This window comes from Klebsiella sp. CN_Kp088 (assembly GCF_040064335.1).
GTDB classification, from domain to species: domain Bacteria; phylum Pseudomonadota; class Gammaproteobacteria; order Enterobacterales; family Enterobacteriaceae; genus Klebsiella; species Klebsiella aerogenes.
The window spans coordinates 72,686-88,209 of the sequence record NZ_JBEAIQ010000022.1 but is presented as its reverse complement, the minus strand read 5'-3'; the positions used below and the strand labels follow the sequence as shown (position 1 = coordinate 88,209).

The following is a 15,524-nucleotide window of genomic DNA, read 5'->3' as shown; positions in this document are numbered from 1 at the left end:
TTCATCATTCTGATAGGCACAAGCTGAATTAACGTTTTATTTTTATTATTAGCACCGTTCTGGAGAACACTGGACAATGGCTGAGATTGAGATTCGACAACAGTCGCCGACGGCGTTTTATATAAAAGTGCACCCTACCGATAATGTGGCGATTATTGTTAACGATCGCGGTTTACCCGCCGGAACGCGTTTTCCGGATGGCCTGACCCTCATTGAACATATCCCGCAAGGTCATAAAGTCGCCCTTGTCGATATTCCTGCCCATGGTGAAATCATCCGCTACGGCGAAGTGATTGGCTTCGCCGTTCGCGATATACCAAAGGGAAGCTGGATTGATGAGTCGTTGGTTGAGCTGCCGACCGCGCCGCCGCTCAACACCTTACCGCTGGCGACCAAAGTCCCGGAACCGCTGCCGCCGCTGGAAGGATACACTTTTGAAGGCTATCGCAATGCCGATGGCAGCGTGGGAACTAAGAATTTGCTGGGGATCAGCACCAGCGTGCACTGCGTCGCCGGTGTAGTGGATTATGTGGTCAAGATCATTGAACGCGACCTGCTGCCGAAATACCCCAACGTCGACGGAGTGGTCGGCCTAAACCATCTGTACGGCTGCGGCGTGGCGATTAACGCCCCGGCGGCGATCGTACCGATTCGCACCATCCACAATATCGCGCTGAACCCCAACTTTGGCGGTGAGGTGATGGTGATTGGTCTGGGCTGTGAAAAGCTGCAGCCGGAACGTCTGCTGCAGGGAACCGAAGACGTGCAGCCGATCGCCGTCGATAGCGCAAGCGTAGTGCGTTTGCAGGACGAACAGCATGTCGGCTTTAAATCGATGGTCGATGATATTCTGCAGGTTGCCGAGCGCCACCTGGCCAAACTCAATGCTCGTCAGCGTGAGACCTGCCCGGCTTCGGACTTAGTGGTCGGTATGCAGTGCGGCGGCAGCGACGCCTTCTCCGGCGTGACCGCCAACCCGGCGGTGGGCTATGCCTCAGATCTGCTGGTACGCTGCGGCGCGACGGTGATGTTCTCGGAAGTGACCGAGGTTCGCGATGCTATCCATCTGTTAACCCCGCGCGCCATCAACGAAGAAGTTGGCAAGCGCCTGCTGGAAGAGATGGCCTGGTACGATAACTATCTGGAGCTGGGGAAAACCGACCGCAGCGCCAACCCGTCACCGGGTAATAAGAAAGGCGGTCTGGCCAACGTAGTGGAAAAAGCGCTGGGTTCAATTGCCAAATCAGGTAAAAGCGCCATCGTCGAAGTCCTTTCGCCGGGTCAGCGCCCGACGAAACGCGGGCTTATCTATGCGGCGACACCGGCCAGCGATTTTGTCTGCGGTACTCAACAGGTGGCTTCCGGCATTACCGTTCAGGTGTTCACCACCGGGCGCGGCACCCCTTACGGGCTGATGGCGGTACCGGTGATTAAAATGGCGACCCGTACCGAGCTTGCCAACCGCTGGTACGACTTAATGGATATCAATGCCGGTACTATCGCGACCGGCGAAGAGACGATTGAGGAGGTTGGGCAGAAACTGTTCGAGTTCATTCTCGACGTCGCCAGCGGACGTAAGAAAACCTTCTCCGATCAATGGGGTCTGCATAACCAGCTGGCGGTGTTTAACCCGGCGCCGGTGACGTGACCCTAAAAGTCAGCGTCTATCGCCAGTCGGGTTATAGAGCATACCCCGGCTGGCAACTTACACCGAATTATGATTTGACGAGAATAACGTCAATCCCGCCCTTACGTAACCCCTCCAGACTTTCTTGCGGAATCCCGTCATCGACAATAATGATATCAATGCGCTGCGTATCGATGATTTTATGTAAACTGGAACGATTGAATTTACTGGAATCAGTCACAACGACGATACACTCCGCGACTTCGCACATTTTACGGTTCAGGCGGGCTTCATCCTCATTATGAGTGCTGATCCCACGTTCCAGATCTATCGCATCCACCCCGAGGAAAAGCATATCAAAGTGGTAGTTCTGCAAGGACTGCTCAGCCTGATCGCCATAGAATGACTGCGACTGGCGACGCAGGTGCCCCCCCGTCATCAGTAATTCTACGCCTTCAGCTTCTAACAACGCGTTGGCGACATTCATTCCATTAGTCATCGCGATAACATCGCTATGCTGTCGGAGCTGGCGCGCGATTTCACAGGTGGTAGTGCCTGAGTCGAGAATAATTCGGTGTCCCGGTTTTATCAGCTCAGCGGCGGCGCTGGCAATTTGGCGTTTGATGGCCGTATTAAGCGCGCTTTTATCTTCAACTGAAGGTTCAACGCCTGGAGTATGACTATCGCAAATCAGCGCGCCGCCGTATGCTCGCACCGCAATGCCCTGTTTTTCCAGAAACGCCAGATCGTTGCGTATCGTGACCGTCGATACACCATACGCCTCCGCCAGGTCATTAACCTGGACGCTTCCCTGCTGTCGCAACCGCTGGATGATCTGCTCACGCCTTTCACTTGTTCCCGCAATGCGCTTTTCGGCAGATGACTCGCTGCTGTTCATAACAATATCCTTGGCTGTATCTTTCGTTTCATTTCGTTTTGACTATTAACGCCTTTCTTTTAGCAGAATGCAAGCGCTATTGGCACGGCAAAAAAGGAACCACACCGTGCTGAAAGCTTTCATTATGTTTCTTTTGTGAAACAGATCGGAAAACTATTATCTTTCGTTTTATTTTTAAAGCACGCTGAAGCACTATAAAGCGAAACAAAACGAAAGATCGAATCGTTGATTTCTGACCTGGAGAGGAAAGTGAAACATCTTACACAATTGGTGGTGCGACACAAACAGGGTGAAGCGAATGGTATTTACGCGGTGTGCTCCGCGCATCCACTGGTACTGGAGTCCGCCATTCGTTTTGCTCAGGCAAACCATACGCCCCTGCTCGTTGAAGCGACCTCCAATCAGGTTGATCAGTTTGGCGGTTATACCGGTATGACCCCCGCTGATTTCTGCGGCTTTATCTATCATCTTGCCGATACACTGGGGTTCCCCCGCGACGGGCTCATCCTCGGCGGCGATCATCTGGGGCCAAACCGCTGGCAACATCTTCCGGTCGCACAAGCCATGGCCCACGCCGACGATCTGATTAAAAGCTATGTCGCCGCCGGGTTTAAAAAAATCCACCTCGATTGCAGTATGTCATGCAAAGACGATCCCATTCCCTTAACCGATGACCTTGTCGCTGAACGCGCCGCAAGGCTGGCAAAAATCGCAGAAGAAACCTGTATTGCCCTGAAAGGCAAATCGGATCTCGTTTACGTTATCGGCACTGAGGTTCCCGTGCCCGGTGGCGCTCACGAAACCCTCAACACCCTACAAGTCACCACCCCGGATGCGGCTCGCGCCACTCTCGATGCACACAGGGTCGCCTTTACCAGTGTGGGGCTTGAGGGTATTTGGCCGCGAATTATCGCGCTCGTGGTACAGCCTGGCGTGGAATTCGATCATGCACAAATCATTGATTACGAATCTGAAAAAGCAAAATCCCTCAGCGCTATGGTGGAAGACTATGCCACATTGCTCTTTGAAGCGCATTCCACGGATTATCAGACCCCGCATGCGCTACGCCAACTGGTAGTCGATCATTTCGCGATTTTGAAAGTCGGCCCGGCGTTGACTTTCGCGCTGCGTGAAGCGCTTTTCGCTTTAGCGGCGATTGAAGAAGAAATCGTACCGGCAAAATCCTGTTCGGGATTACGCATGGTACTGGAAAACGTCATGCTCGATCGTCCGGAATACTGGCAAAGCCACTACCACGGCGATGGCCACGCACGGCGGTTAGCACGCGGCTACAGCTATTCCGATCGCGTTCGCTACTACTGGCCGGACAGCCAGATAGACACCGCTTTAGCGCATCTGGTGCGCAATCTGGCCGATGAAGCCATTCCGCTTCCGCTCATTAGCCAGTATCTGCCTTTACAGTACGTAAAAGTTCGCGAGGGGGCGCTCAGCGCTACGCCGCATGAACTCATCATTAGCCACGTCCAGGACATCTTGCAGCAATACCATGACGCCTGTCAGGGCATGACATCTCATAACGGATAACAACGAAGAGGAAACGGCGATGCCAAATATTGTGTTAAGTCGCATTGATGAACGTTTAATCCACGGCCAGGTTGGCGTGCAGTGGGTCGGGTTCGCGGGGGCGAATCTGGTCCTGGTTGCCAATGACGAGGTTGCTGAAGACCCCGTACAACAGAACCTGATGGAGATGGTGCTGGCAGAGGGGATTGCCGTGCGCTTCTGGTCGCTGCAGAAAGTCATCGACAACATTCATCGCGCCGCCGATCGGCAAAAAATATTGCTGGTATGTAAATCGCCCGCCGATTTTCTGACGCTGGTTTCCGGCGGGGTGCCGGTATCGCGCATCAACGTCGGCAATATGCACTATGCCGACGGGAAGCGACAAATTGCGAAAACGGTCTCTGTCGACGGCAACGATATTGTCGCCTTTAACGGTCTGAAATCTGCTGGCGTTGAGTGTTTCATTCAAGGGGTTCCGACGGAACCGGCAACGGATCTTTATAAACTGCTCTAAGGGGCTCTCCATGGAAATCTCGCTTTTTCAAGCCATTGCATTGGGTATCCTCGCCTTTATCGCCGGTCTGGATATGTTTAACGGTTTAACCCATATGCATCGTCCGGTGGTCCTTGGCCCCTTAGTGGGCCTGATCCTCGGCGATCTTCATACCGGTATATTAACCGGCGGCACACTGGAGCTGGTGTGGATGGGTCTGGCGCCGCTGGCTGGCGCGCAACCGCCGAACGTCATTATCGGGACCATTGTCGGCACCACCTTCGCTATTACCACCGGCGTTAAACCCGATGTCGCCGTCGGCGTTGCGGTTCCCTTCGCCGTCGCGGTTCAGATGGGGATAACGTTCCTTTTCTCAGTGATGTCAGGGGTTATGTCGCGCTGCGATCGCATGGCGGCAAATGCCGATACCCGCGGTATTGAGCGTGTGAATTACCTGGCGTTGCTGGCATTAGGTACCTTTTATTTTCTCTGTGCTTTTCTGCCTATCTACTTCGGCGCAGAACACGCCAAAACCGCAATAGATGTGCTCCCTGAGCGCCTAATCGATGGCCTTGGCGTCGCTGGCGGCATCATGCCGGCAATCGGTTTTGCCGTACTGCTAAAAATCATGATGAAAAACGTCTATATCCCCTATTTCATCATCGGGTTCGTCGCGGCGGCCTGGCTCAAGCTCCCGGTGTTAGCCATTGCTGCCGCCGCGCTGGCCATGGCGCTTATCGACCTGCTACGCAAATCTCCCGAACCGACTCAACCTGCTGCGCCTAAAGAGGAATTCGAAGATGGCATCTAATCAACACACGCTGCCCAACGTGGCCGAAAGCGAAACGACGCTGCTCACTGGTGTTAATGAAAACGTTTATGAAGATCAAAGCATTGGGGCCGACCTGACAAGAAAAGACATTAATCGGGTGGCCTGGCGTTCAATGCTATTACAGGCGTCCTTCAACTACGAACGTATGCAGGCTTCCGGCTGGCTGTACGGACTATTGCCGGCATTAAAGAAAATCCACACTAATCCGCGCGATCTGGCACGGGCAATGAAAGGACATATGGGCTTCTTTAATACCCATCCGTTCCTCGTGACCTTTGTCATCGGCATTATTCTGGCGATGGAGCGCTCGAAGCAGGACGTTAACAGTATCCAGAACACCAAAATCGCCGTTGGCGCGCCGCTCGGCGGTATCGGCGATGCTATGTTCTGGTTAACGCTATTGCCGATTTGCGGCGGCATTGGCGCCAGCCTGGCGCTACAAGGGTCGATCCTCGGCGCGGTTGTTTTTATCGTTCTGTTCAATGTGGTCCATCTCGGCCTGCGCTTCGGTCTGGCGCACTATGCCTACCGGATGGGGGTAGCGGCGATTCCGCTCATTAAAGCCAATACCAAAAAAGTCGGCCATGCCGCCTCTATCGTCGGGATGACGGTGATTGGCGCGCTGGTAGCGACTTATGTTCGTTTAAGCACAACGCTTGAAATCACTGCCGGCGATGCCGTGGTTAAACTGCAAACGGATGTCATCGATAAGCTGATGCCCGCCTTTTTACCGCTGGTTTATACCCTGGTGATGTTCTGGCTGGTGCGCCGCGGCTGGAGCCCGCTCCGCCTTATCGGCATCACCGTCGCGCTGGGCATTGTAGGTAAATTCTGTCACTTCCTGTAACGCTAAGAGGTTTTCGATGTTAGGAATCATTTTGACCGGGCATGGCGGATTTGCCAGCGGCATGGAAAAGGCAATGAAACAGATCCTTGGCGAACAGTCGCAATTCATTGCGATAGATTTTCCTGAATCCTCCACGACCGCCCTGCTGACCGCACAACTGGAGCAGGCGGTAAACGAGCTGGATGGCGAAGAAGATATTGTTTTTCTGACTGATTTACTTGGCGGCACGCCATTTCGCGTCGCCTCCACGCTGGCGATGCAAAAACGCGGACGAGAAGTCATTACCGGCACTAACCTGCAGCTACTGCTGGAGATGGTGCTGGAACGAGAAGGATTAACCAGCGAAGCCTTTCGTCTTCAGGCACTGGAATGCGGTCATCGCGGGTTAACATGTCTGGTCGATGAGCTGGGACGCTGCCGGGAAGATCATGCTGTTGAGGAAGGTATATGAGCCGCATACTGCGCGCCAGGCGCTTACTCACAGAGCAAGGCTGGCTTGATGACCATCAGCTACGGTTTGAAAATGACGTTATCGTGGCGCTGGAGCCGATCCCCGCGGGTGTTCTCACTCGCGACGCCGAGCTGCTGTGTCCCGCATATATCGATATTCATGTCCACGGCGGCGCAGGCGTAGATGTCATGGATGACGCACCGGATACGTTAGACCTCCTTGCGAAACATAAAGCGCGTGAGGGGGTCGCCAACTGGTTGCCGACCACCGTCACCGCGCCGTTAGCGGAAATCCATGCGACGCTGGAACGTATTGCGCGACGCGTTCACGCAGGCGGTCCGGGAGCGCAAATTCTTGGCAGCTATCTTGAAGGCCCCTACTTCACGCCGCCGCATAAAGGCGCTCATCCGGCACAATGGTTCAGAGAACTGGATCTTGCCGAATTCGATCGGTTGATTGCGGTTTCTCGCGAGACGCTACGCGTCGTCGCCCTTGCCCCGGAAAAAGAGGGGGCACTGCAGGCGATCCGTCATCTCAAACGGCAAGGTGTACGGGTGATGCTGGGTCATAGTGCGGCAACCTGGGAACAAACCTGTTCCGCCTTCGATGCCGGTGCAGATGGCCTGGTGCATTGTTACAACGGCATGAGCGGTTTACATCATCGCGAACCTGGCATGGTCGGCGCTGGATTAACCGATAACCGCGCCTGGCTTGAACTTATTGCCGACGGTCATCACGTACATCCTGCGGCAATGCAGCTATGTTGCCGTTGCGCTGGAGATCGTATCGTGCTGATAACCGACGCTATGCAGGCGGCGGGTATGCCTGACGGTAATTACACCTTATGTGGCGAAAGGGTAGAAATGCGTAATGGGATCGTTCGTACCCTCAGCGGTAGCCTGGCGGGGAGTACCCTGTCACTGGATTCCGCCGTGCGCACCATCAGTTCATTACCCGGGATGACGGCTGAACGGGCTATACATATGGCTTCTCTACACCCGGCGCGTCTATTAGGGCTGGATCGGCAATTAGGATCGTTACAGCCGGGAAAAATGGCCGACATGATTGCAGTTGATAACGAGCTGCGGGTGGAAAACATTTGGATCCGCGGCGAAGCGTTTTCGCTTTAAGTCCACTTATCTCTTCTGGTCTGCAGCTTACCTGCAGACCTTTCTTTTCCTTTCTTTTTAGTTCACGGCACATCCAAATAAAAACCATATAATTTCAATTTATTACGTAAAAAATAACGCCAAAGCATCGCTATTTTCGTTTTATTGTTAATCACATCATTGAGCTTTCGATTTCTTTCGTGTAAATTTTAACACATTAAAAGCAAGTCAAAGTGAAACGAAACGAAAGGCTTGCATTAGCCCACACCGAAAGCGGAAATCATCACCATAAGGATTGCGTTATGTCAGAAAGATACACCCCTGCGCCATCAACCACTGGTACCTGGACCGAAGAAGAGATCCGCCAGCAACCAGGCAGTTGGATCCAATCTTTAAAGCATATCGATCGTTTACGAGCGGAGATTGACGGCTTTCTCACGCCGCTACTACGAAAAAACGATCTCCGTATCGTCCTTACCGGCGCTGGAACTTCAGCATTTATTGGCGACATCATTGCGCCATGGTTATCCCGTCATAGCGGTAAAAATTTTAGCGCCGTTCCAACTACCGATCTGGTGACCAATCCGATGGATTATCTGGATCCCGCACATCCACTGCTGCTGGTCTCATTCGCCCGTTCAGGTAATAGCCCGGAGAGCGTGGCCGCAGTGAAATTGGCGAATCAGTTTGTTACAGAGTGTTATCACTTACCCATTACCTGCAACGAAGCAGGTAGCCTGTATCAAACCGCGCTGGATAGCGACAACGCTCTGCCGCTATTAATGCCGCCAGAAACTCACGATCGCGGCTTTGCGATGACCAGCAGTATTACCACCATGATGGCCAGCTGCCTTGCAGTGTTTGCACCCAACCTCATTAATAGCCATACATTCAGCGATGTCGCTGACTGCTGCCAGACGATTCTTAACTCGCTGCTCGATGTTAACGCTGGGGTTTTCGGCAACGAAGCGTGGAAAAGGATCGTTTACCTCGGTAGTGGCGGGCTACAGGGCGCTGCGCGCGAATCCGCCCTGAAAGTACTTGAGCTCACGGCAGGTAAGCTAACCGCGTTTTATGACTCGCCTACCGGCTTCCGTCACGGCCCTAAATCACTGGTGAATAACGAAACGTTGGTGGTGATGTTTATCTCCAACCACCCTTATACCCGCCAGTACGATCTGGATCTTCTCGCTGAGTTGCGTCGCGATCGCCAGGCCATGCGGATAGTGGCCATCGCCGCAGGAACCGATCCTGTTATCGAGGCAGGCCCGCATATCATCATCCCGCCATCACGCCGTTTCAGCGATGTCGAACTGGCTTTCTGCTTCCTGATGTATGCCCAGATCTTCGCGCTTAACCAATCTCTCGCCGTGGGTAACACTCCGGATACGCCTTCCGCCAGCGGTACCGTTAATCGCGTCGTACAAGGTGTTGTTATTCATCCCTGGCAGGCTTAAAAGGAGCGCGCCATGAGCATTATTTCCACCAAATATCTTCTGCAGGATGCACAGAGTAAAGGTTATGCGGTTCCTGCATTTAATATTCACAACGCCGAAACGATCCAGGCGATCCTTGAAACGTGCAGTGAAATGCGATCGCCGGTGATCCTTGCCGGCACGCCGGGAACCTTTAAGCATATCGCGCTCGAGGAAATTTACGCACTCTGCCAGGCCTACTCCGCCACCTACGCGATGCCAATTGCGCTACATCTCGACCATCATGAATCGCTGGCGGATATTCGTCGTAAGGTTAATGCCGGGGTCCGCAGCGCGATGATCGATGGCAGCCATTTTCCATTTGCAGAGAATGTGAAGCTGGTGAAATCGGTCGTCGATTATTGCCACGCGCTGGATTGCAGCGTTGAGGCAGAACTGGGACGGCTTGGCGGGATGGAAGACGATCTTAACGTTGATGCGGAAAGCGCATTTCTCACAGACCCGCAAGAGGCGAAACGCTTTGTCGAATTGACCGGTATCGACAGCCTCGCCGTGGCGATCGGTACCGCTCATGGGCTGTATCAAAAAACGCCTAAAATCGATTTCCAACGGCTGGCAGAAATTCGGGAAGTGGTTGATGTCCCCCTGGTGCTGCATGGCGCAAGCGATGTACCGGATGACTATGTCCGCCGCGCTATCACACTGGGAATTTGCAAGGTCAATGTCGCTACAGAACTCAAAATCGCCTTCGCCGCCGCGGTGAAAACTTGGTTTGCTGAAAACCCGCAAGGGAACGATCCGCGTTATTACATGCGTGTTGGCATGGATGCGATGAAAGAAATCGTGAAAAGTAAAATTAACGTGTGCGGTTCCGCTAACCGACTATTACAGACCGCAGAAGCCTGAACATCATACGATATTAAAACGCGTTAGCCCGATAGGGCTAACGTTATTGACCTCTGATAGAACGACAACAAGGATCTCTCTTATGAAAAAAGCGCTCACTGTTTCGTTACTGGCCCTGCTGATTTCTCAAGGCGCCGCCGCCGCTGAATACACATTAAATAACGCGTCGATGGCGCTTTCATTTAACGATGCGGATTCCTCCGCGAAGGTAAAAGATGAAAAATCCGCCCATCAGCTTTCACCGCAGGAACTGTTTTTTCTCACACTACCTGATGAAACCATCATCCACACCGCTGATTTTAAAATAAAGCATGTCGAGAAACATAATGATTCTATTGTCGTCGACTACACCCGCCCGGATTTTAATGTCACGGTTAAGATGAACCTGATAAAGGGAAACTACGCGAGTATTGATTACACTATCGCGGCGGTGGGCCAATCAAGAGACGTAGCGAAAATAACCTTTTTCCCAACTAAAAAACAATCTCAGGCACCCTATGTCGATGGCGCTATTAATAGTTCACCGATCGTTGCTGATTCCTTTTTTATACTGCCCGATAAACCTATCGTAAATACCTGGGCTTATGAGGCAACCACGAATCTGAATGTAGAATTAAAAACCGCTATCGACCCTGCCACACCGCTCAGCTATACGACCTACTTCGGCACCTTTCCAGCAACCAATCAGCTTCGTCGCAGCGTAAACCTCTTTATTAATGCCCTGCGTCCCCGCCCCTATAAACCCTATCTGCACTATAACAGCTGGATGGATATCGGCTTCTTCACCACCTATAGCGAGCAGGATGTTCTACGCCGGATGGATGAGTGGAATAAGGAATTTATCACCGGACGCGGCGTCACATTAGATGCCTTTCTTCTGGATGATGGTTGGGACGATCGTACTGGCAGATGGCTCTTTGGCCCCGCTTTCAGCCAGGGGTTCAGTAAGGTTCGGGAAAAAGCAGCCAGCATGCAAAGTTCAGTGGGGCTGTGGCTTTCACCATGGGGTGGTTATAATAAGCCCAGAGATATCCGCGTCTCTCACGCCAAAGAGTATGGTTTTGAAACGGTTGATGGCAAATTCGCCCTATCCGGGCGACACTATTTCAATAACTTCAATCAACAGATTATTAAGCTGATTAAAGACGAACATATTACCTCTTTTAAGCTTGATGGTATGGGCAACGCGAATTCACATATTCCGGGTAGCCAGTTTGCTTCCGATTTTGATGCATCGATTGCCTTACTGCATAACATGCGCAGCGCCAATCCCGACCAATTTATTAATTTAACCACCGGGACCAATGCCAGTCCTTCCTGGCTTTTTTATGCCGACGCGATATGGCGCCAGGGCGACGATATCAATCTTTACGGGCCGGGGACGCCGGTGCAGCAATGGATAACCTATCGGGATGCCGAGACTTATCGTTCGATTGTGCGTAAAGGGCCGCTCTTCCCGCTTAACTCACTGATGTATCATGGTATTGTCAGTGCTGAAAATGCCTATTACGGGCTGGAAAAACCGCAAACCGATAGCGATTTTGCCGATCAGGTCTGGAGCTATTTCGCGACAGGTACGCAATTACAGGAGCTGTACATCACGCCGTCGCTACTTAACAAAGTGAAGTGGGACACCCTGGCGCAGGCGGCAAAATGGTCGAGAGCAAATGCCGACGTGCTGGTGGATACCCATTGGGTCGGCGGCGATCCTACCGCACTGGAAGTTTACGGCTGGGCCTCATGGAATAAAGATAAGGCGATTTTAGGCCTGCGTAACCCATCAGATAAACCACAGCAATTTTATCTCGATCTCGCTAAAGCCTTCGAGATACCGCAGGGAGAGACGTCGCGCTTTACGTTAAAAAGCGTTTACGGCAGTAACGCGACATTCCCTGCTGACTATCAGCAAGCGGCTATTGTTACGCTACAACCCTTGCAAACGCTGGTTTTCGAAGCGACGCCGATAAAATAGCCAGCCGCGCCCGGTTACCCCCGGGCGCAGTGATTATCCCTGCTGCTCCAGCGCGTATTTATACAGCGCATTCTTTTTCACGCCGTGGATTTCCGCGGCCAGCGCGGCGGCTTTCTTCAGCGGCAGTTCCGCCTGTAGCAGCGCCAGAGTCCGCAGCGCGGCTGCCGGCAGCGCCTCTTCCTGGGCCTTAAAACCTTCGACGATCAGCACCATCTCGCCTTTGCGGCGATTTTCGTCTTCCTTCACCCATGCCACCAGCTCGCCAATCGGCGCGCCGTGGATAGACTCCCAGGTTTTGGTCAGCTCGCGCGCCAACACCACGTAGCGGGATTCGCCCAGAACCGCGCAGATATCTTCCAGGCTCTCCACCAGGCGGTGCGTAGACTCATAGAAGATGAGAGTGCGCGGTTCTTCTTCCAGCGCCTTCAGGGTATCGCGGCGGCCTTTCGATTTCGCCGGCAGGAAACCTTCATAGCAGAAACGATCGGACGGCAAACCGGCGGCGCTCAGAGCGGCAATCGCGGCACAAGGGCCCGGCAGGGGCACGACGCGGATATTGGCTTCACGGCAGGTGCGCACCAGATGGTAGCCGGGATCGTTAATCAGCGGCGTGCCGGCATCGGACACCAGCGCGATGTTCTGCCCCTCTTTTAATTTCGCTAAAAGTGTTTCGGCCTTTTGCTGCTCGTTATGGTCGTGAAGGGCAAATAAACGGGCGTTAATCGCAAAATGCTGCAGCAGCAAACCGGTATGGCGGGTATCCTCCGCAGCAATTAAATCAACAGCTTGCAACACTTCCAGTGCGCGCTGCGTGATATCAGACAGATTCCCTATCGGAGTGGGCACAATGTACAGTTGCCCCTGAGAATTATCCGCTGATTCGTGTTGTTTCATTGTCTCGTCCGTATTGCCGATTTAATATTGAGCATTGAGCCAAAAAAATATCACTGGATACATATGGTACCGTCAACATTTCTTCGTTCTAAGCCCGCGCGCTGTCTGCCCGTATTGCTGGCGACTCTTCTTTTTGCTGGCTGCGGCACCCACACGCAGGATCAAAGCACGGCGTTTATGCAGGGTACGTCGCAGGCCAACTCCAGTTTCTACCTACAGCAGATGCAGCAAAGCACGAATGATAGCAAGACCAACTGGCAATTACTCGCCATTCGTGCACTGCTGCAGGAAGGTAAGAAGCAGCAGGCTATCGACCTGTACAACCAACTGCCGTCGAACCTGAACAGCACGCAGGCCCGCGAACAGTCGCTATTGGCGGTGGAAGTCAAACTGGCGCAAGGCGATTACCAGGGCGCGAAGGCATTGCTGAGCAAACTCGATCCTCTCAGTTTTGAAAAAAATCAGCAGCCGCGCTACTGGCAGGCGCAAATTGACGCCAGCCAGGGGCAGCCCTCTCTGTCCCTGCTGCGCGCGCTGATTGCCCAGCAGCCCCTGCTAAGCCAGGCGAAGCAAAAACAACAAAACATCGACGCCACGTGGAAAGCGCTGACGGCGATGACTCCACAGCAGGCCAACGCGCTGGTAATTAATGCCGACGAAAACGTGCTGCAGGGCTGGTTGGATCTGCAGCGGATGTGGTTCGACAACCGTAACGATCCGGCGATGCTGAAAGCGGGCGTTAAAGACTGGCGAATCCGTTATCCGCAGAACCCGGGGGCGCAGATGCTGCCCACCGCGCTGGTGAACATGCAAAACTATAAACCGGCCTCGACCAATAAAATTGCCCTGCTGCTGCCTCTGAACGGCCAGGCAGCGATTTTCGGCCGCACTATCCAACAGGGTTTTGAAGCGGCGAAGAATGGCGCCCCAGCGGTCCAGGGCAGCGCAGTGCCGGCGCAGGTCGCCCAGGCGGCGAATGTTGCCGGCAATAATGATGTGGTGAGCCCTTCGCAGGCGGAAGTCGGCGATCTCACCGCCACCGGCAGCCAGGCCGATCCGGTGCAGGCGCCAGCGGAAACGCAGGCCGCGCCTGCCGCAAAACCAGCAGCCGCTCCGCTACCCGCCCCGGTTGCCGCAACGCCGGCAGCACAACCGACAGCACAGCCGGTGAGCGCGCCAGCCGCGCAGCCGCAGCCCGCTGTAGCGACACCCGCCAATCCTGCCGCTGAACTGAAAATTTACGATACCACCAGCCAGCCGATGAGCCAGCTTCTGGCGCAGGTACAGCAGGACGGCGCCACCATCGTGGTTGGCCCGCTGTTGAAAGAAAACGTTGAAGAGGTGATGAAAAGCAACACCTCGCTAAACGTGCTCGCCCTTAACCAGCCGGGCAAAGTCGAGAACCGTCCGAACCTGTGCTACTTCGCGCTCTCCCCGGAAGATGAAGCCCGCGACGCAGCGCGTCATATTCACAATCAGGGCAAACAAACGCCGTTACTGCTGGTGCCGCGCGGCGCGCTTGGCGACCGCGTGGTCAGCGCTTTCGCCGACGAGTGGCTGAAGCTGGGCGGCGGTACGGTGCTGCAGCAGCGTCTGGGATCGACGGCGGAGCTGAAATCCGGCGTCAACGGCGGCGGCATCTCGCTGACCGGCAGCCCGGTATCGACGCTGCCCTCATCTGTAGATAGCTCGCTCGGCAGCCCAGGCGACGTTCCGGTCAGCAGCGGCGGCAGCATCGATGCCGCCTATATCGTCGCCACCCCGGAACAAATTGGTTATATCAAGCCGCTGATCGCGATGCGCAACGGCAGCCAGAGCAACGTCACCCTGTACGCCAGCTCCCGTAGCGCCCAAGGCACCTCCGGCCCGGATTTCCGTCTGGAGATGGAAGGCCTGCAATATAGCGAAATCCCGATGCTGGCGGGCAGTAACCCGGCGCTGATGCAGCAGGCGCTCTCCGCCGTGCGTAACGACTACTCGCTGGCGCGGCTGTACGCAATGGGCGCCGATGCCTGGTCGCTGGCGAATCATTTCGCGCAAATGCGCCAGAGCCCAGGTTACGAGCTGAACGGCAATACGGGCGATCTGACGGCTACGCCGGACTGCGTGATTAACAGGAAGTTATCATGGCTCAAGTACCAACAGGGGCAAATCGTCGCAGCCAACTAAGTAAACAGACCGGCGACGCCTGGGAAAGCCAGGCGCGTCGGTGGTTAGAACGGCATGGACTGCGTTTTATCGCCGCCAACGCCCGCGAGCGCGGCGGCGAGATCGACCTTATTATGCGCGACGGCGCGGTTATCGTGTTCGTCGAAGTGCGCTACCGGCGCAGCGCCAGCTACGGCGATGCCGCCGCCAGCGTCACGCCGCAAAAGCAACAACGCCTTCTCAAGGCCGCTCGCCTGTGGCTCTCCCGGCAGAATGGGAGTTTTGATACTGTGGATTGCCGTTTCGATGTGGTAGCCTTCACCGGCAACGACATCCAATGGCTGAAAAACGCCTTTGGCGAATAGCGTATTATCAGATTTAAGGGAT

General features: G+C 54.2%; 14 protein-coding genes. 12 read left to right on the top strand and 2 right to left on the bottom strand.

Annotated features, from left to right (window positions below):
• Positions 1-76 precede the first annotated feature (76 nt).
• On the top strand, positions 77-1,648 hold the full coding sequence (garD, locus tag ABLV08_RS12425; RefSeq protein ID WP_032712574.1) for a galactarate dehydratase: 1,572 nt from the start codon (positions 77-79) through the stop codon (positions 1,646-1,648).
• Between the two features lie 67 nt (positions 1,649-1,715).
• Here garD and ABLV08_RS12420 read toward each other — a convergent pair whose 3' ends face one another.
• Positions 1,716-2,525, bottom strand: a complete 810-nt coding sequence (locus ABLV08_RS12420; protein ID WP_015703580.1) for a DeoR family transcriptional regulator — start codon at positions 2,523-2,525, stop codon at positions 1,716-1,718.
• Between the two features lie 249 nt (positions 2,526-2,774).
• On the opposite strand from ABLV08_RS12420, the gene kbaZ reads away from it, so the two are divergent.
• The 9 genes from kbaZ (at position 2,775) to ABLV08_RS12375 (ending at position 12,095) form a co-directional block, all read left to right on the top strand.
• Positions 2,775-4,070 (top strand): tagatose-bisphosphate aldolase subunit KbaZ, encoded by a 1,296-nt coding sequence (kbaZ, locus tag ABLV08_RS12415; protein ID WP_032712575.1) that lies wholly within the window; start codon positions 2,775-2,777, stop codon positions 4,068-4,070.
• Positions 4,071-4,089: 19 nt separating this feature from the next.
• Complete coding sequence (gene agaV, locus ABLV08_RS12410; protein WP_032709230.1) at positions 4,090-4,563, top strand: PTS N-acetylgalactosamine transporter subunit IIB; 474 nt, start codon at positions 4,090-4,092, stop codon at positions 4,561-4,563.
• Positions 4,564-4,573: 10 nt separating this feature from the next.
• On the top strand, positions 4,574-5,353 hold the full coding sequence (gene agaW / locus ABLV08_RS12405) for a PTS N-acetylgalactosamine transporter subunit IIC (protein ID WP_015369554.1): 780 nt from the start codon (positions 4,574-4,576) through the stop codon (positions 5,351-5,353).
• Complete coding sequence (agaE, locus tag ABLV08_RS12400) at positions 5,343-6,221, top strand: PTS N-acetylgalactosamine transporter subunit IID (RefSeq protein WP_015369553.1); 879 nt, start codon at positions 5,343-5,345, stop codon at positions 6,219-6,221. The genes agaW and agaE overlap by 11 nt, the downstream gene beginning before the upstream one ends.
• Before the next feature lie 16 nt (positions 6,222-6,237).
• The gene (gene agaF / locus ABLV08_RS12395; protein WP_015369552.1) at positions 6,238-6,672 is read left to right on the top strand and encodes a PTS galactosamine/N-acetylgalactosamine transporter subunit IIA; all 435 of its coding nucleotides are present in this window, start codon (positions 6,238-6,240) and stop codon (positions 6,670-6,672) included.
• Positions 6,669-7,802 (top strand): N-acetylglucosamine-6-phosphate deacetylase, encoded by a 1,134-nt coding sequence (gene nagA / locus ABLV08_RS12390; RefSeq protein ID WP_348855903.1) that lies wholly within the window; start codon positions 6,669-6,671, stop codon positions 7,800-7,802. Before agaF ends, nagA begins: the two co-directional genes overlap by 4 nt.
• 281 nt (positions 7,803-8,083) lie before the next feature.
• On the top strand, positions 8,084-9,238 hold the full coding sequence (locus ABLV08_RS12385) for an SIS domain-containing protein (RefSeq protein ID WP_015369550.1): 1,155 nt from the start codon (positions 8,084-8,086) through the stop codon (positions 9,236-9,238).
• Positions 9,239-9,250: 12 nt separating this feature from the next.
• Positions 9,251-10,123 carry a tagatose-bisphosphate aldolase subunit KbaY gene (gene kbaY / locus ABLV08_RS12380; RefSeq protein ID WP_032712577.1) on the top strand — a complete coding sequence of 291 codons (873 nt, stop codon included), beginning with the start codon at positions 9,251-9,253 and terminating at the stop codon, positions 10,121-10,123.
• 82 nt (positions 10,124-10,205) lie between these two features.
• Positions 10,206-12,095 carry an enterotoxin gene (locus ABLV08_RS12375; RefSeq protein WP_049052677.1) on the top strand — a complete coding sequence of 630 codons (1,890 nt, stop codon included), beginning with the start codon at positions 10,206-10,208 and terminating at the stop codon, positions 12,093-12,095.
• A gap of 33 nt (positions 12,096-12,128) precedes the next feature.
• Here ABLV08_RS12375 and rsmI read toward each other — a convergent pair whose 3' ends face one another.
• Positions 12,129-12,989 carry a 16S rRNA (cytidine(1402)-2'-O)-methyltransferase gene (gene rsmI / locus ABLV08_RS12370; RefSeq protein ID WP_015703587.1) on the bottom strand — a complete coding sequence of 287 codons (861 nt, stop codon included), beginning with the start codon at positions 12,987-12,989 and terminating at the stop codon, positions 12,129-12,131.
• A gap of 63 nt (positions 12,990-13,052) precedes the next feature.
• On the opposite strand from rsmI, the gene ABLV08_RS12365 reads away from it, so the two are divergent.
• Together ABLV08_RS12365 and ABLV08_RS12360 are read left to right on the top strand one after the other, a co-directional pair.
• Positions 13,053-15,158 (top strand): penicillin-binding protein activator, encoded by a 2,106-nt coding sequence (locus ABLV08_RS12365; protein ID WP_348855902.1) that lies wholly within the window; start codon positions 13,053-13,055, stop codon positions 15,156-15,158.
• Complete coding sequence (locus ABLV08_RS12360; RefSeq protein WP_015369545.1) at positions 15,116-15,502, top strand: YraN family protein; 387 nt, start codon at positions 15,116-15,118, stop codon at positions 15,500-15,502. The genes ABLV08_RS12365 and ABLV08_RS12360 overlap by 43 nt, the downstream gene beginning before the upstream one ends.
• Positions 15,503-15,524 lie beyond the last annotated feature (22 nt).